Below are 21,596 nucleotides of genomic sequence, written 5' to 3'. Positions count from 1 at the left end.
CCTGCCTGACCTGCCCGGCGGCCACCGCCGCAGCAGACCGGCACAACGTCACGTTCCCGATACGGCACAGGGGACGCCCTCGCCCCTTCCCTTCAGTTCGACAGGCCATCGCCGCTATCCATGCGCCGGCCCGGGGGACCCGCGCCATGCGCGCGTCACGCGGGCGCAGGCAACCTGCCTGCCCGTCCGCCGTCACCCACCGTCGATCCCTCTTCCTTCCCCCCATTCCCCCGATCCCATGCACGCCCTTTCCAATCTGCGCATCGGCCAGCGCCTCGCGCTCGGCTTCCTCACGATCATCGTGCTGATGGTCCTGCTCACCGTGGTCGGCATCCAGCGCGTGCACAGCATCGACCAGCGACTCACCGCGATCAACGAAGTCAACAGCGTCAAGCAGCGCTACGCGATCAACTTCCGCGGCAGCGTGCACGACCGCGCCATCGCCCTGCGCGACGTGGTGCTGCTGGACGATGCGGCCAGCCGCCAGGCGACCGAGCAGACCATCGACAAGCTGGCCGGAGACTACGCGCGCGCCGCGCAGCCGCTCGATGCCTTGCTCGCCGTCTCCAGCGACGCCCAGGAGAAAACCATCCTGCAGCGCATCCAGGGTATCGAAGCGCGCACCATGCCGCTGATCGCGCAGGTGCGGCGGCTGCGCGATGCCGGCGACACCGTGCAGGCGCAGGCGCTGCTGCTGCAGCAGGCGCGCCCGGCCTTCGTCGACTGGCTGGCGAGCATCAACGCCTTCATCGACCTGCAGGAAGCCAAGAACCGCCAGGCCGCCAAGGAAGCGATGGCCACTGCGCGCGGCTTCGCCCTGCTGATGGTCGGCTGCACCGTGCTGGCGCTGCTGCTGGGCACGCTGATCGCGCTGTTGCTGACCCGCCGCGTGGTGCGGCCGCTGCGGCAGGCGCTTGGCCTGGCCGAGCGCATCGGCGCCGGCGACCTGAGCAGCCCGGACACCGCCACCACCCGCGACGAGGCCGGGCAGTTGCTGCGCGCCATGCAGCAGATGCAGCGGCGCCTGCACGAGGTGATTTCCGCACAGCGCGAGATGGCTGCGCGCCACGATGCCGGCGCCATCAGCTACCGCATGGATGCGCAGCGCTTCCCCGGCGAGTACGGGCGCATGGTCGCCGACACCAATGCCCTGGTGGATGCGCACGTGCAGACCCAGCTGCGCATCACCGAGGTGATGGGCCGCTACGCCATCGGCGACCTCAGCCAGGACATCGCCCACTACCCCGGCGAGAAGGCCGCGATCACCGCGGCGATGCAGCAGGTCAAGCAGAACCTGCACGCGATCAACGTGCAGATCCAGACCCTGGCCGAAGCCGCCTGCGCCGGCAACTTCGCCCACCGCGGCCAGCCGGAGAAGTTCGAGCACGCCTTCCGCACCATGGTCGAGAACCTCGACACCATGATGGCCACCGCCGACGCCAACCTGGCCAAGTTCTCCGCGCTGCTGCGCTGCATCGCCGACGGCGACCTCACCGTGCGCATGCGCGGCAACTTCCACGGCGTGTTCGCCGCCATGCGCGACGACGCCAACAGCACCGTGCACCGCCTCACCGACATCGTCGCGCACATCCAGCGCACCACCAACAGCATCGGCTTCGCCGCCGAGGACATCGCCAGCGGCAACCAGGAACTGGCCAAGCGCAGCGAGCAGCAGGCGGCCAGCCTGGAAGAGACCGCCGCCTCGATGGAGGAACTGACCTCCACGGTGAAGCAGAACGCCGAGCACGCCCAGCGCGCCAACCAGCTGGCGCTGGGCGCGGCCGGCGTGGCCAGCGAAGGCCGCGACGTGGTGGGCCAGGTGGTGGCGACCATGGACGGCATCCAGGCGGCCTCCAGGCGCATCGCCGACATCATCGCGGTGATCGACGGCATCGCCTTCCAGACCAACATCCTCGCCCTCAACGCCGCGGTGGAAGCCGCACGCGCCGGCGAACAGGGCAAGGGGTTCGCGGTGGTGGCCGCGGAGGTCGGCACGCTCGCACATCGTTCGGCCGGCGCCGCCAAAGAGATCAAGACCCTGATCGACGACTCGGTACAGCGCGTCGCCCACGGCGCCACGCTGGTGCACCAGGCCGGCGCCACCATGGACCAGGTGGTGGCCAGCGTGCAGCACGTCACCGATCTCATGGGCCAGATCTCCGCCGCCTCGCACGAACAGGCCAACGGCATCGCCCAGGTCAACCAGACCATCGCGCGCATGGACGAGACCACCCAGCAGAACGTGGCGCTGGTGGAAGAAGCCAGCACCGCGGCGCGCTCGCTGGAGGAGCAGTCGGCGCAGCTCACCCAGGCGGTGGAAGTGTTCAAGGTCGGCGCCTACGTCTGATCGACGGCCGCGGCGGCGGCGGTGCCGCTTCGGTTCGTCCCGCCGGCCGGCGGCGGTGGTCGGCCGGCAGCCCAGCGCGTGAACGCCAGGTGTCGGCCGGTGCCGGCCATCGCATCGGCTGCCATGGCCGTTGCCGGCGCAAGCGGTACGATGGCGGCCTCCCACGTTCGCCCCCTCCCCGGAACCGCATGAAGGCTGGCCTCCCCGACGCCGCCGCGACGGCATGAGCCGCGCGTCGCACCGCGCGCCCGTCGCCGCCGAGACCCGCAGCGAACGCTGGCAGCGCTGGATCGCCTGGCTGCTCAGCGCGCTGCTGCACGTGCTGATGGCGCTCGCCCTGCTGTATGCGGCCAAGCCCACCATGTCCACGCCGCAGGGCGCGGCCGGCGGCAGCCGGATCCGCGTGGACTTCCTCGGCGACAGCGACAAGCCGGCGAAGCCGCTGCCGCCCAAGCCCAGCCCGCCGCCGGCGTCCGCCGCGCCCAAGCGCACGCGTGCCACCACCACCGTGCAATCCACCCTGGTCGCCCAGTCCGACGACCCGGTGCCGCCGCCCGATCGCGTCGATACGCCGAAAGCGGCAGACACACCCGCGCCCGCCCCGGCGCCGCAGCCGCGTCCGGCAACGCCGGCGCCCACCCCGCCCGCGGACGCCCCGGCGCCGAGTCCGGCGCAGACCACCGACAGCAATCCGCCGCCGCCGACCGAGCGCCGTCCGCAGACCTGGACCGGGCGCCCGCCCGGCGCGCTCGACACCGACACCGCCCCGGACAACAGCGGCCTGGCCGCCGGCCCCGGCAGCCGTGGCAACCGCCACGACATGGACGCGGCCCAGCCCAGCCTGGAGGTCGGCGGCTACCTGGTCTATTACGACCTGGGCAGCGAGAGCCAGCTGCGCACCTGGCAGCAGCAGGGCATGAAAGAGATGTTCATCCTGCTGCCCGGCACCGAGTACCGCATGGTCTGCCCGCTGGAGATCGCCCTGACCCGCGGCTCCGGCAAGTGCCGCGCCCTACCGCCGGACTCGCCGGAGCTGAAGAGCATCGGCGACGCCCGCCAGGTCATCACCATGCTGCAGGTCTATCACCAGGGCGAGCTGGTCTGGCGGGGGCCGGGGCCGTATCGCTGAGTTGCTGTGAGCGGGCGATCGGTGCGTCCACCCTCGCTGCAGTCGGGACTGAAGTCCCTCCCACAGGGAGCGGCGAGCCTTCAGCGCGGTGGTCAGCATTCGTTGGAGACGCAGGCTTCATCCCTGCGGAACGGCTTCAGCCGCGACGAGCGAAGCCGTCGGCCGATCCGACATTCTTGCAGTCGGGACTGAAGTCCCTCCCACAGGGAGCGGCCAGCATTCAGCGCGGTGCTCAGCATTCGTTGGAGACGCAGGCTTCATCCCTGCGGAACGGCTTCAGCCGCGACAAGCGAAGCCGTCGGCCGATCCGACATCCTTGCGGTCCGGACTGAAGTCCCTCCCACGGTAATCCTCCGACGAGGCGGGCACCGCACCTGTGGGAGTGAACTGTCATGCAGCCGCGACGCGTGGAGTGGTGTGCTGTCGGATGGCGCAATGCGTGGGGACTGAAGTCCCTCCCACCGTGATCCTCCAGCGAGGCGGACGCCGCACCTGTGGGAGCGGCTTCAGCCGCGACGAGTGAAGCCATCGGCACATGCGGGGTTCCATTGCGATCGGACTGAATCCCTTGCCACGCGATTGCCCGCTTTCGCGCTGGCGGCACGCTGGACAACACAGCGAGCGGCGCCACTACGGTCGGCGCGGTTCCATCCGCGACCTGCGGCAACGCGGAGCGAACGCGGCGCAGCGCCCGACGCCCGAAGCGGCTACCCACCCGGCGCCCTCACGCCCGCTTTGCATTCGCCGCCGGCACCGTTGCTAGAGTCGGCCCGCGCCGCCGCGGCCGCCTGCCCCCCCGCTTTGCAGGTCCCGCCAAGGCCGGCGTCTTTCCTCCATTGAAGGAGTCTCGACATGCCCTGGAAATTCCCCCTCGCAACGCTCGCCCTCGCCGCCGTCGCGCTGCCCGCACTGGCCCAGTCCGACCGGCAGGTGGTCGAGGACATGCTGACCCGCTCGGCCAACGTCTGCCCGGGCCATAGCACCGACCGCACATCGCCGGCGGTGAAGGCCGTGCCGGTGGGCGCGCTGCGGGTGATGCTCGACCGCGGCCTGGTGATGTGCCCCGATCGGCGCCTGGACGCCACCGCCCCGGCCGTGTTCTACGGCAGGCTCGGCGTGTTCGCCTGGAACCCAGAGGTTCCCGCCGGCGCGAGCGTGATCGTCAAGCAGATCGATGCGATGACCCGCAAGGACGAATACCCGTCCGAAACCCTGATATGGGACGCCAAGGGCACGCCGCTGAAACAGCAGACCGTCCCCGCGTTCGAACCCAAGCCCGGCGCCACCGTGCTGTACCAGGTGCGCTGACCCCGTTCCGCTGGCCCGCGCGCGGGTCGGCAAGATCGATCGCAGCCGGCGGCCCGCAAGGTCCGCCGGCTTTTTCATGCCGCGGTGCGAGTTCCATCGCGACCGCGCGCGGCGACAGACAAGACACGCCGTGACGCGCACGACGTCGACGCTGTCCTGTTCCTGTCCTTGCGCCGCCCACGCGTTTCGTTGCGGAGGACAATATTCGGATCATCGGGCGCGATTATCTATTGCCACCGTCCGATTATCTTGAAATCAAGATTATTGACTTCTGAAAAGTCCGCTTCAGAAGCGTAGACAAATTCCCGTGACGTGCACGCAGCCGGCCGAAACAGCCAAATTCGGCTGGATTCGCGCGAAACCATGCGGATCTTTCATCCTTTCCTCGTCGCCACTGTGGCGCAGCGCACGCCGCGGCATCGATGGATCTCGGCATTTTCCAACGCGATGTGTCGTGAAATTCCGTCAGGTGCGATGCGAATCAATACCGCAGCTAAATATTATCTCGGCGTGTCGCAAAAATAATGCAGACGACATAGTAGCGTTTGCGCCCTCCCCCACCCCCCGGGCGACCGGGATTCGACACGAGGATGTTTCCATGGCCACACAGCGGAATCGGCTGGCGCTGCGCGCACTTTCCCTCATCGGCATCGCGGGCGCGTTGTTGCCCATCGCTGCCACGGCGACACCGGCGCGCGGCACCGTGCTCAAGAGCAATGTCCTGACCAGCTACACCCGTCAGGCAATCGCCACGCTGCTGGCCAACGACCAATCCCCCGACCAGGCCAAGTGCGACGTCCGCGTGGCCGAGTTCACCTACGCCACCATCGGCGTCGATGGCGAACCCACCACCGCCTCGGCGGCGCTGCTGGTGCCGGGCGGCAGCCAGTGCCCCGGTCCGTTCCCGCTGGTGAGCTACAGCCAGGGCACCGAGTCGCAGCGCCGCGCCGAGCAGGCCAAGGAGATCCGCGACGACAAGGGTGACGACACCATGGTCACCCACCTCGCCACCCAGGGCTACGTGGTGGTGAGCAGCGACTACCTCGGCATCGGCCAGTCCACCTACGCATTCCACCCCTACCTGCACGCCGCGTCCGAGGCCAGTTCCACCATCGATGCGATGCGCGCCGCGCGCCAGGTGCTGCAACGGCTCAACACCCCGCTGTCGGGCAAGGTCATGCTGACCGGCTTCTCGCAGGGCGGGCATGCCGCCATGGCCACCCAGCGCGAGATCGAAGCGCACCTGTCCAACGAGTTCAACCTGGTCGCCAGCGCGCCGATCTCCGGCCCGTACGCGCTGAGCCAGACCTTCCGCGACAGCTGGAGCGGCCGCAACGCGGTGGGCGAGAACACCTTCGGCATCGTCCTGGCCAGCTACGCCATCGTCGGCATGCAGCACACCTACAAGAACCTCTACCTCGACCCATCGCAGGTGTTCCAGGATCCGTGGGCGAAGAAAGTGGAGAAGCTGTTCCCCGGCAACCAGAGCCTGACCGACCTGGTGCTCGGCGACACCCTGCCGGGCGTGGACAAGATCCGCCAGTACTTCCAGCCCGGCTTCTACCAGGACTTCGCCAGCAACGCCAACGACCCGTTCCTGCGCGACCTGGAGCGCAACGACCTGCTCGACTGGGCGCCACGCACCCCGACCCTATTGTGCGGCTCGGACAACGACGCCACCGTGCCGCTGAAGAACGCCACCACCGCCATCGCCGCGTTCAAGGCGCGCGGCAGCAACCAGGCGACCGTGCTCGACCTGGGCACCGGCAAGCCCAGCGACAACAGCGCGCTGGAACACCTGTTCACCGAAGACGCCTGCACCATCGCCGTGCGCCAGCAACTGTTCGACACGCTCCGCTGAGGTCGCGGCGGGCGACAACGCAGGCGCACTCCTCCCCCGGCGCCTGCGATCGTCCGTCCCGCTGGCTGCCACGTCTGGGCGCAGGCGTGGCAGTGTTTTCTGTGCGATGAGAGTGGTGCGTGATACGGGCGCCGATGCTGGGCCGACGATGACCGGGCGTTGTGCGGATCTGCGCGGCAGCACGTACGCAAGCGCTGGCACGCCTGACTAATGATTGGAATGACGACAGATCGGCCTGGCGATACCGGCAGTGGCAATCACCGGCCGGCATACGATCCCATACGCCCGGCCATCACCCCGCGCCGAGGCCGGCGCCTCGCGGCAGCATCGCCAGGCGCTTGCGTCGACCCCGCGCATCGGCGATCACGCGCACGACGCCATACACCGACAACGGCACCACCCAACTCGCCCACAGCAGCAGCGCGATCAAGCCCGGCGACGGCGTCAGGCCAAGGCCGATCGCCGACGGCAACGCCACCCGGAACACCACCGGCGCCAGCGTCGCCAGATAAGCCCGCACCATCCAGCGCTGGTGCCGCAGCACCTGTCTACGCCAGATCGCCACCAGTCCGACCGACCCGGTGACCAGCCACGCCAGCGCCGTGGCCGCGAACGCCACCCGGATCGACGGCGGCGCCGGCGAGGTCGCGATCAGCCCGACCGCCCCGACCATCGCCACCACCATCCCGGCGAAATACGCCCGCCCCACCCAACGATGCAACCGCGGCCAGCGCCGCCACCGCTGCGTCGCGAATTGCAGCGCCCCCAGTAACAGGCCGACCGCCCCGCCACCGAGATGGCACCACAGCCAGCCGCGGCGGGTCAGGAACATGGCGTATGCAGTTGAATCTAGCGCCGCATACTTCAAGTACACATGGCGGACGAACTCGGCCGAAACCGCGGCCAGCGCCAGCCACAACAATGCCCACGCCACGCGCGTTGCAGGCCTGCGTCGGCGCAGTTCGACACCCTCGCGTATCGGATCGGCCCGCATGCCCGGCTCCCTCGGCCAGCCCGCTCTGGGGATGAAAACGCTAGCATGCCAACTACACTTTTTCTTGAGCTAGCCATGAAGGCAACGAAAGTCCATCTCGCCCTGCTTGCCTTGCTCGTTTCGGGGATCGCTGGCGCCTCCGAAAGAAGCGACCGTCCCGATTTCTCGCGCCTATTGTCCGATTCTGCGGATTTTTGCGAGAAAACTGGCAGTTTAGACAGGTCGTGCATCGATAGGCTGGACTATTACTTCGGAGTAATTTATGAGATGGACGAAACCGATTTGTCGACCAAGATCGATGAACGCGCGATATTGGACATCGCGGAACTGCTGAAGAGCGACTACCCAAAGCTGTTCAGAGCGGCACGGATTCTTGGCGCGATGGGAAAGCGGGCAACGGTAACGTTGCCGAGTTTGCGAGCTGCAGAAGCCGAGGCTGGCGTCGCGAGAGATCTAGACAGCTTGATCGGCAGCGAAGCACTTCAAAAGTCTCTCAGACTTGATATACAGCGGATAGAAGGCAAGCGTTGACTGCCCATATGCCGTGTGAATCCAGCACTCACCGGGTTCGCCTGCGCTGCCGAACCATCTGCCGCGCCGCATCCAGCAGCCAGTACCCCATGGCTGCCGCCAGGGGAATCTCGATCACCCGCTAGGTGAGCGCGACGAAGCACACCAGCAGCAATACCGGCGCCACGCGCCACACGGGCTGGTGGAATGGATTCAGGTAGTGCCGCTGGAGGCCGCGGACGCACGCGACGATCAGCAATGAAACCTGGGTCATAGTGCACTTTTTACCAGCCTGGCCTTGTCCAAAGGGGCCGACCCATCGGACGATGCCTGAAGCTGACCGTAGGAGAAGTGCACTCTGACCGCGGTTTTCCGACTCCGGTTTCCCGGGTTCTTCAGGGGCGACTAATTACACAAAATTACGGACTTTATCTTGCGATGTCTCTTACATCAATCCTTACGTCTTTCCAACCCTGACGGCTACTTGGGTCAGACCTGTCTGGAAGTTCATAGGCGTCATCTTCAATTTCAAGATCTCCTATTTCATATCGTTTGGACGGAGGATATTTTGATCCATGAAAGGTACCACTTATTCGGATGTATTTATAAGCAAAATCGTCGAAGGCCTTTTCCTGCCTAGCCTCAGATCCACGCAATATAATAACGTTATCCTGCGATAGCGAATGCTTGTAATCCAGGTCGCTTGAGTAAAGAGAGAGTTGGCCTCTATCTATCACCAAAAACCCGCTCACGATTATTTCTTTTTCGTCATACTCATTTGGACTCATGGCCAAATCGCGAATCGTAGGAACACAAATTATATGGCCATTATCTTTTTTAGAACACCTTGATGGCAATGCTTTTTCAACCTCAGAGTTCTGGCACGCAGCCAAGATCGCTGAAATCATCATTCCACCCAGAACTTTCCGCAAACGGCTTTTCATACTATTCACCTCCTCTACCCAACCACACGCCTCAGGAAACCGGGGTCGTAGATCACTGTCTGCACCTCACCAGCGGCTCCACAGTCCAGCGAAATCTAACGAAAGCTGCCGGTGGTGGCGAATGGAGAGCAGATACACGGTGGCGGAGGCCTCCACCGCCGTGTACAGCATCACGTAGTCGCCGTGCAGGTAGATGCACAACGCGTCCGGCATTCCCGTTGGCAGTGCAGCCAGTTGCGCGAGCGCCTCGGCCGATTGCGGCGGAGCGTCCAGGTAGGGCCGGCCGATGCGCGGGAAACGCTGCAGGTTAGGGACCACAGTCGTCCGCAATTCGGCGAGCAGGTCATCGAAGGCCGCAGCGGCATCGGCGTCCAGCAGGAACACTTCGATCGCGTCGAGGCTCGCGAGGAAGCTCTCCGTCAGTTCGACGCGATGCAATGGTCAACCCCGCTTCTTGGCCGCGCGCTTGCCTGGGCTCATCCCGTCGGGCGTCTTGATCGCCGCGCGCCGCTGCTGCAGTTGGCCGATGGCGGCATCGGAATCGACCGTACGGCCGGCGGCGATGTCGGCCAAGCCGCGCTTCGCATCGTCGAGCAACAGCAGGTGGATGCGCTCGCGCTCGAGCCGGTGAAAGTAGTCCAGCCGGTCGGCGTCGATCAGCGCGACGTAGCTCTCGCCGTTCTTGGTGATGATCTTCTCGGCGCCGGCCTTCGCCTGGTCGGCCAGTTCGGAGAGATTGGCGCGCGCCAGAGTGACAGACTCCACGTTGGTGACGGAAGAACCCGTTGGTACCAGCCGCTTGATCCGCTCCGGAAAGTCACCAAGCAAGCGATGCGCCTCTTCCAGTTCGTAGTCCGCCTGCAGACTCAGCCAAAAGCGTTCGGTCGTGCCCAACGCCGCAGCCAGGCGCACGGCGGTGTCGGCGGTGATGCCTCGCTTGCCCAGCACGATTTCGTTGATCCGGCGCGGCGGCACGCCGGTGACGCGGGCAAGTGCGTTCTGACTAATGCCCAGCGGGACGAGGAACTCGTCGCGCAGCACGTCGCCAGGATGGATGTTGGGCAAGGAGGCCATGACAGGATGCCTGAATTGGTGGGTCGGCGATGGCGACCTCATCCAGCGACCATAACGGCGCCCGTCATACGACGCAATCCGTTACGGCGCTGCGCAAGGCCCCTCTGCTCAAGTGTTGGAAGCACGCCAATAACGCGACGCGGCGGCGGACTGGGGCGAGCCTGCGCACGATGGGGAGCTCCTCCCCATTCTTGACCTCCCATACATCCAAGCCATCGCATCCTCGCCCCGATTCCAACACCGGAGGCGGGGACATGACGAAGTGGATGGGGGCCGCGCTGGCCGCGGCGATGCTGGTGACCGGCTGCGCCAGGGTGGAGGGCGAGAAGTTCGTCGGCCACTGGGTCAACGTGGAGTCGAAGGACGACACGATCGACATCGAGCGCAACGGGGAGTCGTTCATGGTGCGCAACACCACCCCGCGCTTCTTCACCCGCAAGCCCAAGACCGAGAGCTACCCGGCCATCTACAAGGACGGCGTGCTGCAGGTGACCAACGACGGCGAGACGGTGAACTTTGCCATCGACGAGGCCGATGGGCACCTCAATACCGGCAGCGACGAGTACCAGCGCGTTCCGGCCAAGTAGTCGCGCGACGTCGAGTCCGGACCACCGGGCTCGCCTGGCCTGCCCGCATCGGAAGGTTGCTGCGGGCGTGGCATGGGTGCCGGCAGTTCGCCGGTTGCCGGGACGCCGCTTCGCTTACTCGCCCGTGGGCCGCTTGGTCCGCGCGGGCCGGCGCTTCTCGCTCTCGAGCGCTTTCAGCCTGCGCGTTGCCTCTTCGAAATCGCGCTCCACCGGCGACGGTTCTTCCAACGTGCGCTGCCTGTAGCGGGCGAACTCGGCCTTGGAAAATTCCAATGCCTGCTCGCGGCCGATGCGGCCGGCATGGGTCAGCACGTCGCGGTCGCTCAGGCGCAGGAAATCGTCCAGCTTGGCGATCCAAGCGTCCATGGTCATCGGCCTGCGGTTCATGGCCTGCAGCTCGGCGAACTCCAGGTAGGCGGTGACGATGCGGTTCAGTGCCTCCAGTTCCTCCGCGTTCAAGTAGCTCTTGGCGACGACCGCATCGGACGCGCGCGGCGCGGCGCCCACCCAGTTGGTCATGCCGCTGTGCGGCTTGCTGGCGTCGGCGCGCTCCATGAGCAGTTCGGCGGCGGTGTGGCCATGGGCCGCCCAGTGCATCTTGTTCTGCACGGTGGCGAAGAAACGCTGGCTGGCCTCGGCCGACGGGTCGTAATCCACGCTGGTGGCGTAGATGTCCAGCACCTTGCGCCAGAACATCTTTTCTGACGAGCGGATGTCGCGGATGCGGCCCAGCAGTTCTTCGAAATAGCCATCGTCGGGTCCGCGCTTGAGCCGTTCGTCGTCCAGCGCGAAGCCCTTGACCAGGTACTCGGACAGCCGCGCCGTCGCCCACTGGCGGAACTGGGTGCCGCGCGCGGAGCGGACCCGGTAGCCGACGGCGAGGATGGCGTCGAGGTTGTAGTGATCGATGGTACGGCGCACTTGGCGCTCGCCTTCGGCTTGAACTATCCGGAGTTTCCGGACAGTTCGTTCAGCTTCGACTTCCCCCTCTGCATAGATGTTCTGCAAATGCTCGCTGATGGTCTTGACCGAGACCTGATACAGCGCCGCGATCTGCGCCTGCGTCAACCACACCGACTCGCCTTCCAGCCGCACCTGGATCCGCGTCTGCGCATCCTCGCTGCGATACAGGATCAATTCCGAGGTGGGGGCGTCCTTGTCGTCGTTACGCATGCCAGCTCCTGACGCGGCTCGTCAAAACAGCGCGCCCTGGATCGGCGTGCTGGGTAGTTCGGGAAGGATATCGGCTGCAGGCCGCAACGGCTGCGACTGTGGCTGCTGCTCCCCACCCAACCGCCACGCCAACCCCGAGATCCGCGCCGCATGCCGTGCGAGCGCGGCGCGCAGCACCGGTTCGCTGGCGGCGATGTGCAGCGCGCGGCGGGCGCGGGTGATGCCGGTGTAGACCAGTTCGCGGCTGAGCACGCGGGCGTCGCGGGCCGGCAACTGCAGCCAGACTTCCTCGAATTCGCTGCCCTGGGCCTTGTGCACGGTCATGGCGAAGGCGCTTTCGTGCGCGGGCAGTGCGGCCGGGTGGAAGCCGCGGACTTGGCCGTCGCCGGCGCCGTCGAACCAGGCGACCAGGGTGCCCTGTGCGTCCTTCAGGCAGATGCCGACGTCGCCGTTGAACAGGCCGTGGCGGTAGCTGTTCTCGGTGATCAGCAGCAGGCGCCCGTGGAACCAGGGCGCGGCGGCGCCGAGGCGGCGTGCGCCGCTGGCGGTCTCGGCCAGCAGTTGTTCGATGCGCGCGTTGAGCCCGCGCGCGCCCTGCGGGCCGGCGCGCACGGCGGTGAGCAGGCGCAGGCGCGCGGCGGCGCGCAGGGCTTGCGCCGGATCGTCGGTGTCGCCGAGGGCACGCCAGTGCGCGAGCAGGGCGTCGCCGCCGGCGGCGAGCGCGTCGTCGACGCCGTCGTGGAAGTGCACGCCGGCGAGCTGGCCGTCGCGCAGCAGGCGCAGGGCGCCGTCGGCATCGCCGCTGCGCACCGCGTCGGCCAGCGGCGCCAGGGCGAAGTCCTGGGCCTGGCGGTAGCCGCGCAGCAGGTGCACGCGGTGCCCGGCCAGGCCGCCGTGATCGTGCGCGACCGCGCTGTGGCCGAGCAGCGGCTGCAGCGCCTGGGCATCGTCGGGCTGCAGCGCGTCGCCGGGGCCGGCGGCCTGCAGGATCGCGGCGAGCACGTCGCCGGCCTCCACCGAGGGCAATTGGTCGGCGTCGCCGAGCAGGATCAGTTGCGCGCCGTTGGCCACGGCGTCGACCAGCTTGCACATCAGCGGCAGGTCGACCATGGAGGCTTCGTCGATCACGATCAGGTCGAACGGCAGCGGGTTGTCGGCGTCGTGGCGGAAGCGCGGCAGGTCGGGGATGACGCCGAGCAGGCGATGCAGGGTGCTGGCGCCGGCCGGCAGGGCCTCGGCCAGGGTCGGGTCGACGCCGTCGGCGAGTGCGCGCGCCACCGCGGCGCGCAGGCTCTCGGCCATGCGCTCGGCGGCGCGGCCGGTGGGCGCGGCCAGGGCAATGCGCGGTGGCGGCAGGCCGGCGGCGCGGGCCTGGGCGAGGCGCAGCAGCAGCAGGCGGGCGATGGTGGTGGTCTTGCCGGTGCCGGGGCCGCCGGTGACCAGCAGCAGGGCGCGGCGCAGGGCGAGGGCGGCGGCTTGGGCTTGGCGGTCGGATGGGTAGGCGGCGGCCGTACCCTCACCCGCCCTGCGGGCACCCTCTCCCGGGGGGAGAGGGAAGAGCTGGGCGAACAGGGGCGCGAGCGCGGCGAGGTCGTTGTGCGGCAGCGGCTGTGCGGCGAGGCGGCGCAGGCCCAGGGCCAGGCGTCGCTCGTACTCGCGGTAGCGGCGCAGGTAGAGCAGGCCGTGTTCGAGTACGAGTGGGCAGTCGGGGCTGGCCGGGTCTTCGGCGGCGGGTTGTGCGACCCAGCGCGAGGCGGCCAGGGCGCGGGTCCAGTCGTCTGCGGTGGGCAGCGTGGGAGCGGCGCCGTCGCGGCTGTCGAGTAGGAGGCTGGCGCGTGCCGGGTCGAGGCCGGCGTGGCCGCTGGCCACTGCCAGCGAGGCCAGGGCGGCGCCGGCCAGGACCGGGTCCGGGGTGTTCGGGTCGAGGCGGGACAGGCTGTGGGCGAAGGCGTGGTCCAGCGTGCGCAGGGTGCCGGTGCGGTAGAGGGTGGCGAGGAGGTTGGTTTGGCTCACGGGGTGGCTCCGTGGGCGGACGGACCCTCACCCCAACCCCTCTCCCGAGGGGAGAGGGGCTCAAGCGGAGCGCCGGCGAAGAGGGCGTCGACGCCTTCGATCAGGTCCGGGTCGAAGCGCCAGGCGTGCACGCCTGGCGACGGGTCGCGGGCGGCGTCCAGGCCGCGGCAGAACAGGTAGCGCACGCCGCCGAAGTCGCGGGCGTAGTCGTAGGCACCGCCCAGGCGGAAGCGCAGCCAGCGGTGCAGGGCTACGGTGTAGATCAGCGCCTGCAAGGTGTATTCGCTGTGCGCCATCGCCCGCGCCAGGGCGTCGGGGTCGTAGCCCGGCAGGCGGTTGGACTTGTAGTCGAGCACGTACCAGCGGCCGTCGTGCTGGTAGGTGAGGTCGATCAGGCCGGTCATCAGTCCCTCCAGGCGCTGCCACGCGCCGAACGCCTGGCGCTCGCCGGCCACGCCGAAGCGGTGCAGCAGCGCCAGCAATGCGTCCACGCGCGTCGGGCGCATGGCGAAGTGGAATTCCATTTCGTTGCGCCGCTGCTCTTCCGGCACCGCAGCCAGGCAGGTACCTTCGGGTAACGCCACGGTGAGGGTGTTGCCGACCAGGGCGGTGAGCATGGCGGTGCCGTCTTCCAGTTCGTCCTCGGCATAGCCGCCGCGTTGCAGCGCTTCGACGATGGCGGTGGCCTGCCCCGCTGGCGCCGGCTGGCCCGGGTGCCAGTCGCGCCAGGCGGCGAAGTCGCAGCGCTCGAACACGTCGTGCATGGCCACGCCGAAGCGGTTGCCGACGAAGCGACGGTCGACCATGTCCACTTCCACCGCGGCGCTGACCGGCTCGCTGGCGGCGGGTTCGTCGCTGCCGCCGCTGCTGGGCACGGTGGCGCTGGCCATCGGGTCGCTGCCGGCATCGGCATTGGCGAGCTGGGTGAAGCTGTACACCCACCACTCCGGCAGCACGCGCCGCTGCGGCACGCGCGCCGGCGGCACCGGCGGCGCCGGCTCGGGCGGCAGGCGCGGCAACTGCGCCGGCGGCGGGGTGCTGTCGATGGCGATGGCGCCGGGAGCAGCGGCGGCCTGCAAGGCATCGAGATCGCGCAGCATCGGTGCCAACGCGGTGCGCTCGTGCTGCGGGAAGGCGCCGGTGGCGGTCCACAGTGCGTGTTCGGCGCGGGTCAGGCCGACGTAGAGCAGGCGCGCGTCCTCGGCGCGCTGCTCTTGTTTCCACGCGGCCTCAGCGGTGTCCCAGGCCGGGTCGGACTCGCCGCCGCTGCGGCTGGTGTTCCACTGCAACTGGCGCCCACCCTGCGGCGCCGGCACCACGCAGTGGCGCCCGGGGCTGCGCTCGCTGCGGCCGATGCCGGCGTACGGCAGGAACACCAGCGGATACTCCAGGCCCTTGCTCTTGTGCAGGGTGACGATCTGCACGCGGCGTGCGTCCGACTCCAGCCGCAGTTGCTGCGCTTCGTCGCTGTCGTCGGCATTGGCGATGCGCCGCGCCAGCCAGTCGACCAGGCCATGCGGGCCGAGCGCGCGGGTGTCGGCTTCCTGCAGCAGTTCGGCCAGTTGCAGGTAGTTGGTGAGGCGGCGCTCGCCATCGACCAATGCCAGCAGGCGCTGCCCGTGTGCGGCGCCGAGGTCGCCGATCAGGGCTAGCGGTCCGCCGCGCTGCCAGCGCTCGCGCCAGTCCAGCGCCTGTTGCTGCCAGCGGCGGTGGCGCTCGCCGTCGTGGTCGAGTGCGGCGATGGCCGCGGCGTCCTCGCCGATCAGCACGGTGGCCAGTGCCGCGCGCAAACGGCCGTCGTCGCCGGGATCGAGCAGCGCCTGCAGCAGGGCCAACAGCTCCAGCGCCTCGTCGGTGGCGAACAGGCTGCGGCGACCGGCGGCGACCGCGGGAATGCCGGCGGCGGCAAGCGCCTGCTGGATGCGCGTGGCTTCGCCATGGCTGCGCACCAGCACGGCGATGTCGCCGGCCTGCACAGGGCGGCCGAGCAAGCTCGCGCGGCCGTCGCGCGCATCGGCCAGCCAGCCGCGGATCGCCGCCACGCAGGCGGCGGTGCACAACTCGCGGGCGCGACCGGCGCTCCACGGCTTGGGCTTGCCCGGTGCCTTGGCGGTGGCCGGTGGCGGCGGCGGTTCCGGTGCGCGCCACACGGTCAGCGCCGGGGCCGGCACGCCGCCGCGTTGCAGGTCGGCATCGACGCGCTTGCTGCCCGGCTGCACCGGGTGGAAGGCGATGCCGTCGGTGAGGAAGGCATCGGCGTAGCCGGCCTGCGCGTACAGCGCGTCGATCGCCGCCAGCAGCGCGGGGCGCGAGCGGAAGTTGTGCGCCAGCGGCGGCGCGCGTTCGGCGTCCGCGGCAGCGGCCAGGTAGGTGCGCACGTCGCCGCCGCGGAAGCCGTAGATAGCCTGCTTGGGGTCGCCGATCAGGGCGAGCAGCGGCGGCGTGTCGTCCGCTGTGGACAGCGATGGCGCGATCGCCGCATCATCCTGCGCCAGGTTGGCATCGGCCTTCGCCGGGGCGAACACCTTGCGGAAGATCGTCCACTGACGGTCGTCGGTGTCCTGGAATTCGTCGACCAGGGCCACCGCGTACTGCGCGCGCAGCCGCTGCGCCAGGGCGGCGCCGTGCGGGCCTTCCAGCGCGCGCGCCACGCCCTCGACCAGGTCGTCGTAGGTCTGCACGCGGCGCTGGCGCTTGAGATAGGCCAGCCGCTCCGCCGCGTCGGCGCGCAATGCGTGCAGCAGGCAGATGCGGCGTTGCGTGCGCCACTGCGCCAGTTGCGCCAATGCGGCCAGGTAGCCGTCGATGGCGTGGCTCAGCGGCGAGGCCGGGGTGCGCTCGGCGTGCTTCTTGTTGGTGCCGGCGGTCAGTTCGGCGGCGGTGAGCTTGATCAGCTTCGGATGCGGCGGCGCGTCCGCGGTCGGTGCCGCGGCGAAGGCGTCCAGCCAGTGCCACAGCGCGGTCAGCCAGTCGGGCTTGTAGCTGACCTTGCTCAGCACGCCGGCATCCATCGCCGCGGCGATCGCTTCGAAACAGGCGGTGCCGTGCGTGCGGAACGCCTCGGCCAGCGCCACGCCGGCGCGCTGCGCGGCCTGCTGCAACACGGCGCCGTCCTCGGCGGAAAAGATCGGCGCGGCCGGCAACAGCGTCGGATGCCGCACCAGTTCGCGCAGATCGGTGGCCATGCCGTCCGGTCCGCCCGGCCACAGCGCCACCAGGTCCTCGGCCATCGCCGGATCGGCGGCGCGTTGCCGCCACAGGTCGGCGGCGACGTCGCGCAGCAGTTCGCGGTCGTCGGTGAGCAGCTGCGGTGCGGCGAAGGCCTGGCCGCTTTCCAGCGCGTGCTCGCGCAGCACGCGCGCGCAGAAGCCGTGGATGGTGAAGATGGCGGCGAGGTCGATGTCCTCGGCGGCCTGCTGCAGGCGGCGGCGCAGGGCCGCTGGGGTTTCGGTGCTGGCGGCCAGGTGCGCGGCGAGGATGGCGCGGGTGAGGGCGACGTCGGGCGGGTCTTGGTGCGGGGTTGACTGCGATGGGTCGGTCGCGGCTGATCCCGAGAAAGGGACAAGAGCCGCTCCTATGAGGCTTCCATCGGCGTCCGGCACCAGCGTCGCCGCCAGCGCCAGGCGCTCGCGGATGCGCCGGCGCAGTTCCTGGGTGGCGGCCTCGGTGAACGTGACGGCGAGGATCTGGCCCAGACGCAGGCCGCGTTCGACCACCAGGCGGGTGAACAAGGTGGCCAGGGTGAAGGTCTTGCCGGTGCCGGCGCTGGCCTCGATCAGGCGCACGCCGTGCAGCGGCAGCTGCAGGTAGGGGTCGCGGTCGGGTGCGGCGTTCATTCGGCGTCCTCCTGCGTGCCGCGCCAACGCTGCCAGCTTTCGTTGAGCCGTTCCGGATCGAGTGCAGGGCCGGCGTCGCCCTGTTCGAGCAGGCCGAACACGCGCTGGCTGGTGGCGGCGAACTCGGCGAAGCGCTGCGCATCGGCGAACGGGTCGCGGCCGCGGCCGACCAGGCGCAGTTCCGGGCTGTCCGCCTCGCTCCAGCCGAAGCTGGCCTGCCATTGCGCGGCAGCGTCCTTGATCGCCTTGTCGAGATCGCCGGCGCGCGCGGCCTGGTAGTACTTCCAGCTGCTGTACGGCGCGAACGCCAACGGCGCCTGCCGGCCATGCCGGTACAGCTGCAGCAGTTCGCCCAGCGCCTGCTGCGCCTGGGCGGCGGGCAGCGGCTCGCGGTCCATCGGATGCGGGCCGAGGCTGTCGTCGTGGTCGAAGAAACGCACGTAGGGCGCGCGTTCGCCGGCGGCGCGCAGCAGCAGCCATTCCAGGCCGTGGCGGATCGCGCTGCGCCCGCTCAAGGCGCCCACCTGCACGCGTGCCACGCCGGGCGCGTACCAACCCGGCAGGCGGCCATGCAGCGCGGTGCCGTCGAGGTCCACCTGCAGCCGCGGCGCCAGTGGCGCGGCGTCGCCACCGCGCCACTGCCGGAACGCCTCGGCGTACGGGCGCAACTGGCGCACGCGCTCGTCGAGCTGGCGCCGGCCCAGCGGCCCGGATGGCAGCAGCGCGCGGGCGCGCAGGCGTTCGTACAGGGCCTCGGTGTCCTCGCGCAGCACCGCCTCGAACACCTGCTGCTGCAGGCCGTACTGATCGAGGCCGCGGCTGGGCGCCAGCAGCGGTTCCAGATCGCTGTCGGCCTGCGCCGGATCGGGCAGGCGCAGGCCCAGGCGCTGGCGCAGGAACTGCCCGGCCGGATCGACCAGCAGCCGGCGCAGGTCGTCGATGGAGAGTTGCGCCGGCGGCGCGTCGTCGGCCACGGCCGGCAGCGCGTCGATCCACGGCGCCAGCGGCTGGCGCTGGCCGACCAGGCTGTCCACTGCCGGCCGCCATTGCCGGCGGTAGCTGAACCGGCGCGGATCGGCATCCTCCGCACCGGTGGCGCCGAACGCGGCAGCGGCGAACGGCTGCAGCGGATGCCGCACCACCAGCGCGGCGGCGGCGGCCTGGTCGGCGTGGTACTGGGCGGCACAGGCCAGCAGTTCGCCGACCAGCGGCGAGGGTTCGCGCACGCTGCCGTCGCGCGCGTCGGCGCCCAGGTAGCTCAGGTAGAACACCTCCTGCGCCGAGGCGAACAGCTGCAGGAACAGGAAGCGGTCGTCCTCGCGCGTCGAGCGGTCGCCGTGGCGGCGGCGCGTGGTGCCCAGTTCGGCGGTGAGGCGGTTGAGCCCGGCGGCCGGATCGCGGCGCGGGAAATCGCCATCGTTCATGCCCAGCAGGCAGATCACCCGGAACGGCAACAGTCGCATCGGCACCATGCGGCCGAAGCTGATGCCGCCGGTGAGCAGCGGCGCGCGCGTGTCCGATTCGCCCAGCACCGCGGCGAAGTGGGCGCGCACCACCTCGGCCGGTACCGCGTCGGCGTAGTCGGCGCGGGCGGCGTCGCGCGCGAACTGGTCGATCAGCGCGCGCAGCCGCTCCAGCGCGCGCTGCTGGCGCGGCGCCGACGGACTCTGCGGCAGCAGCGCTTCGAGCAGGCCCAGCAGCACTTCGCGCCACTGCGCCGGCGGCATCGGCTCGGCCAGCGCGGCCTGGTGGCGGTCGAGCACGCGCAGCAGGCGCAGCAGCGTGTCCAGCGCGGCCAGCGCGCTGCCCTCCAGTTGCGGCCACGGCGCCACGCCGTCGATGTCGTCCTCGGCGCCGCTGGCGTGACCGAGCAACAGCCGGTCCAGGGCGAAGCGCCAGGTATAGGCGTCGTCGGCCGGCGCCTGGTGACGCTGCCGGTGCGCCGCGTCCAGGCCCCAGCGCGCGCCGGCGGCGTGCAGCCAGGCGCGCAGACGTTCCAGCCCGGCCTCGTCGAGGCCGGCGGCCTCGGCGATCGGCGCGCTGGCGAGCAGGTCCAGGATCTCGTGCAGGCCGAAGCGCGCGATCGGCAGGCCGAGCAGCGCCAGAAACACCTCGGCCAGCGGCTCGCTGGCCAGCGGGCTGGCGTCGGCCAGCGCATAGGGCAAGGCGTCGTCGCCGGCGTGGCCGCCGAACACCGCGTCCAGGTACGGCACGTAGGGGTCGATGTCCGGCGACAGCACCGCGATCTCGCGCGGCTGCAGCGGCGGCTCGAAGCGCGGGTCGTCCAGCAGCGCGCGCAACTGATCGTGCAGCACCTGCAATTCGCGCAGGCGGGTGTGGCAGGCGTGCACCTGCAGGCTGGGATCGTGCGGATCCACCGCGGCCAGCGGCGCCGGCCGCGCCGGCGCGCGGCGATGGAACAGATCGCTCTGCATGCGCCGCAGCAGGCTGTCGCCGAGGCCACCATCGGCCAGCGCGCGCCGGCCCGACTCCAGCGGATCGGCGTAGACCGCGATCTCGGCCAGCGGGTGCACCACCTCGTAGTCGCCGATCAACGCCATGAAGTCGCGTCCGGCCGCGCCCCAGGCCTGCAGCAGCGGGTTCTCCTGCACGTGGTCGGCGAACAGGTCCACCGCCCCACCCTCGCGGCGGCGCTGCCACAGCGTCTGCAGATCGCCCCAATAACCCTGCGCCGGGGTCGGCAGGTAGAAGTGCAGCGTGCCGGCGCGCGCCTGCGTGGCCAGCACGCGCAGCACGTCCGGGGAGATGTTGAGCACGGCGAAGGCGAACAGGCGCCGCGGCAGGCCCTGCGGCAGCGGCCCGTCAGGGCGCGCGTAGCGGTCCAGGTATTGGCCGATGCGGCGTGCGCGGTAGGCGCGGCCCGTGGCGATGCGCCGCCACAGCCGCGCCTGCGGATCGTCCGGGTCGGCGCCGCCTTCCCAGCGCAGCAGCCAATCGCGCCGCCAGGCCTGGTACTTCTCGAACACGTTGCTCAGCTCGCCGGCCAGGCTCCACGGCTTGAGCGCATCGCCGTCGGCCAGATAGCCGGCCAACGGCGCCAGCGCCGCATCGCTGCCCAGGTCGGCCTGCAGCGCCGCGTACAGGCGCCAATGCATGGTCGCCATATCCAGGTCGTCGACCGCCGCGCCGAGATTGCGCTCCAGCGCGCGCGCGACGAATTCGCCGGGAGTCAGGAATTCCAGGTTCGCCGCCACCCCGTGCACCGCGGCCAGGGTCGACTGCAGCCAGCGCCGCATCGCCACCTGCGGGATCAGCACCACCTCCGGCGCCAGCAAGGGCTGCCCCGGCGGCGGCCGGCGCAGTTCTTCGGCGAGCAGGGCGGCCAGGGTATCCAGCGCGTTGGACGGATACAGCCGGAAATCGGGCGCGGACGGGGCAGGCATGTGCCGGGCATTGTGCCGGATGCGGGCAGGCGGCGCTGTTCCCTTCTCCCACTGGGAGAAGGTGGCCCGCAGGGGCGGATGAGGGTACGGGCGCAGCCTCGTGCACCCGAACATCGCGAGTCGCTGCGCGCCGGACCCTCACTCCAACCCCTCTCCCGGGGGGAGAGGGGCTAGCTGTTCCTTCTCCCCTCGGGAGAAGGTGCCCCGAAGGGGCGGATGAGGGTATGGGCGCAGCCTCGTGCACCCAAACATCGCGAGTCGCTGCGCGCCGGACCCTCACCCCAACCCCTCTCCCGGGGGGAGAGGGGCTAGCCGCTCCCTTCTCCCACCGGGAGAAGGTGGCCCGAAGGGCCGGATGAGGGTACGGGCGCCAGCCTTGTGCACCCAAACATCGCGGGTCGCTTCGCGCCGGACCC

At 69.7% G+C, this 21,596-nt stretch carries 14 protein-coding genes and 1 pseudogene; 6 read left to right on the top strand and 9 right to left on the bottom strand.

The window, feature by feature from the left end:
- Nucleotides 1–238: 238 nt before the first annotated feature.
- The 4 genes from CEK65_RS18020 to CEK65_RS18005 all read left to right on the top strand — a co-directional run bounded on the left by CEK65_RS18020 (nt 239) and on the right by CEK65_RS18005 (nt 6,645).
- The gene (locus CEK65_RS18020; RefSeq protein WP_152182569.1) at nt 239–2,347 is read left to right on the top strand and encodes a methyl-accepting chemotaxis protein; all 2,109 of its coding nucleotides are present in this window, start codon (nt 239–241) and stop codon (nt 2,345–2,347) included.
- 223 nt (nt 2,348–2,570) lie between these two features.
- Nucleotides 2,571–3,476, top strand: a complete 906-nt coding sequence (locus CEK65_RS18015) for a type II toxin-antitoxin system RelE/ParE family toxin (protein WP_152182568.1) — start codon at nt 2,571–2,573, stop codon at nt 3,474–3,476.
- An 852-nt stretch (nt 3,477–4,328) separates the two neighbouring features.
- Nucleotides 4,329–4,784, top strand: a complete 456-nt coding sequence (locus CEK65_RS18010; protein ID WP_152182567.1) for a hypothetical protein — start codon at nt 4,329–4,331, stop codon at nt 4,782–4,784.
- Nucleotides 4,785–5,382: 598 nt separating this feature from the next.
- Complete coding sequence (locus CEK65_RS18005) at nt 5,383–6,645, top strand: lipase family protein (protein ID WP_152182566.1); 1,263 nt, start codon at nt 5,383–5,385, stop codon at nt 6,643–6,645.
- Between the two features lie 292 nt (nt 6,646–6,937).
- Here the strand turns inward: CEK65_RS18005 and CEK65_RS18000 are convergent, their stop codons facing one another.
- The gene (locus tag CEK65_RS18000; RefSeq protein WP_226980635.1) at nt 6,938–7,639 is read right to left on the bottom strand and encodes a DUF2306 domain-containing protein; all 702 of its coding nucleotides are present in this window, start codon (nt 7,637–7,639) and stop codon (nt 6,938–6,940) included.
- Nucleotides 7,640–7,714: 75 nt separating this feature from the next.
- Here CEK65_RS18000 and CEK65_RS17995 point away from each other — a divergent pair, with 75 nt between their 5' ends.
- Entirely contained in the window at nt 7,715–8,170 is a 456-nt protein-coding gene (locus CEK65_RS17995) for a hypothetical protein (RefSeq protein WP_226980634.1), read from the top strand.
- Between the two features lie 407 nt (nt 8,171–8,577).
- On the opposite strand, the gene CEK65_RS17990 is transcribed toward CEK65_RS17995, so the two are convergent.
- From CEK65_RS17990 to CEK65_RS17975, 4 genes and pseudogenes are all read right to left on the bottom strand, one after another.
- Nucleotides 8,578–9,093 carry a hypothetical protein gene (locus tag CEK65_RS17990; RefSeq protein ID WP_152182564.1) on the bottom strand — a complete coding sequence of 172 codons (516 nt, stop codon included), beginning with the start codon at nt 9,091–9,093 and terminating at the stop codon, nt 8,578–8,580.
- A gap of 66 nt (nt 9,094–9,159) precedes the next feature.
- Nucleotides 9,160–9,531 (bottom strand): type II toxin-antitoxin system RelE/ParE family toxin, encoded by a 372-nt coding sequence (locus tag CEK65_RS17985; protein ID WP_152182563.1) that lies wholly within the window; start codon nt 9,529–9,531, stop codon nt 9,160–9,162.
- Between the two features lie 3 nt (nt 9,532–9,534).
- Entirely contained in the window at nt 9,535–9,858 is a 324-nt protein-coding gene (locus CEK65_RS17980; RefSeq protein ID WP_152182575.1) for a type II toxin-antitoxin system Phd/YefM family antitoxin, read from the bottom strand.
- A 27-nt stretch (nt 9,859–9,885) separates the two neighbouring features.
- Nucleotides 9,886–10,167, bottom strand: a pseudogene (locus CEK65_RS17975) (HigA family addiction module antitoxin); the annotation flags it as partial.
- Between the two features lie 254 nt (nt 10,168–10,421).
- Between CEK65_RS17975 and CEK65_RS17970 the strand changes: the two are divergent.
- Nucleotides 10,422–10,754: a hypothetical protein gene (locus tag CEK65_RS17970; RefSeq protein ID WP_010341478.1), complete on the top strand. Its 333-nt coding sequence runs from the start codon at nt 10,422–10,424 to the stop codon at nt 10,752–10,754.
- A 114-nt stretch (nt 10,755–10,868) separates the two neighbouring features.
- Here the strand turns inward: CEK65_RS17970 and CEK65_RS17965 are convergent, their stop codons facing one another.
- From CEK65_RS17965 to recC, 4 genes are read right to left on the bottom strand one after another with little or no spacing between them, the layout of a single operon-like run.
- Nucleotides 10,869–11,927 (bottom strand): virulence RhuM family protein, encoded by a 1,059-nt coding sequence (locus tag CEK65_RS17965; RefSeq protein WP_152182562.1) that lies wholly within the window; start codon nt 11,925–11,927, stop codon nt 10,869–10,871.
- A 21-nt stretch (nt 11,928–11,948) separates the two neighbouring features.
- Complete coding sequence (gene recD, locus CEK65_RS17960; protein ID WP_152182561.1) at nt 11,949–13,940, bottom strand: exodeoxyribonuclease V subunit alpha; 1,992 nt, start codon at nt 13,938–13,940, stop codon at nt 11,949–11,951.
- The gene (recB, locus tag CEK65_RS17955) at nt 13,937–17,776 is read right to left on the bottom strand and encodes an exodeoxyribonuclease V subunit beta (protein ID WP_152182560.1); all 3,840 of its coding nucleotides are present in this window, start codon (nt 17,774–17,776) and stop codon (nt 13,937–13,939) included. The genes recD and recB overlap by 4 nt, the downstream gene beginning before the upstream one ends.
- Nucleotides 17,773–21,180 (bottom strand): exodeoxyribonuclease V subunit gamma, encoded by a 3,408-nt coding sequence (gene recC, locus CEK65_RS17950; protein ID WP_152182559.1) that lies wholly within the window; start codon nt 21,178–21,180, stop codon nt 17,773–17,775. Before recC ends, recB begins: the two co-directional genes overlap by 4 nt.
- Nucleotides 21,181–21,596 lie beyond the last annotated feature (416 nt).

The organism is Xanthomonas sp. LMG 12459 (assembly GCF_009192905.1).
In the GTDB taxonomy this organism is placed as follows: Bacteria; Pseudomonadota; Gammaproteobacteria; order Xanthomonadales; family Xanthomonadaceae; genus Xanthomonas_A; species Xanthomonas_A sontii.
The sequence above is the reverse complement of the archived record's forward strand: the minus strand, read 5'-3'. Positions and strand labels throughout refer to the sequence as shown.

Coding starts and splice junctions, on each gene's coding strand:
- CEK65_RS17995 (WP_226980634.1), top strand. CDS start 7,715: ATGAAGGCAACGAAAGTCCATCTCGCCCTGCTTGCCTTGCTCGTTTCG.
- recB (WP_152182560.1), bottom strand. CDS start 17,776: ATGAACGCCGCACCCGACCGCGACCCCTACCTGCAGCTGCCGCTGCAC.
- recC (WP_152182559.1), bottom strand. CDS start 21,180: ATGCCTGCCCCGTCCGCGCCCGATTTCCGGCTGTATCCGTCCAACGCG.
- CEK65_RS18020 (WP_152182569.1), top strand. CDS start 239: ATGCACGCCCTTTCCAATCTGCGCATCGGCCAGCGCCTCGCGCTCGGC.
- CEK65_RS18015 (WP_152182568.1), top strand. CDS start 2,571: ATGAGCCGCGCGTCGCACCGCGCGCCCGTCGCCGCCGAGACCCGCAGC.
- CEK65_RS18010 (WP_152182567.1), top strand. CDS start 4,329: ATGCCCTGGAAATTCCCCCTCGCAACGCTCGCCCTCGCCGCCGTCGCG.
- CEK65_RS18005 (WP_152182566.1), top strand. CDS start 5,383: ATGGCCACACAGCGGAATCGGCTGGCGCTGCGCGCACTTTCCCTCATC.
- CEK65_RS18000 (WP_226980635.1), bottom strand. CDS start 7,639: ATGCGGGCCGATCCGATACGCGAGGGTGTCGAACTGCGCCGACGCAGG.
- CEK65_RS17990 (WP_152182564.1), bottom strand. CDS start 9,093: ATGAAAAGCCGTTTGCGGAAAGTTCTGGGTGGAATGATGATTTCAGCG.
- CEK65_RS17965 (WP_152182562.1), bottom strand. CDS start 11,927: ATGCGTAACGACGACAAGGACGCCCCCACCTCGGAATTGATCCTGTAT.
- CEK65_RS17970 (WP_010341478.1), top strand. CDS start 10,422: ATGACGAAGTGGATGGGGGCCGCGCTGGCCGCGGCGATGCTGGTGACC.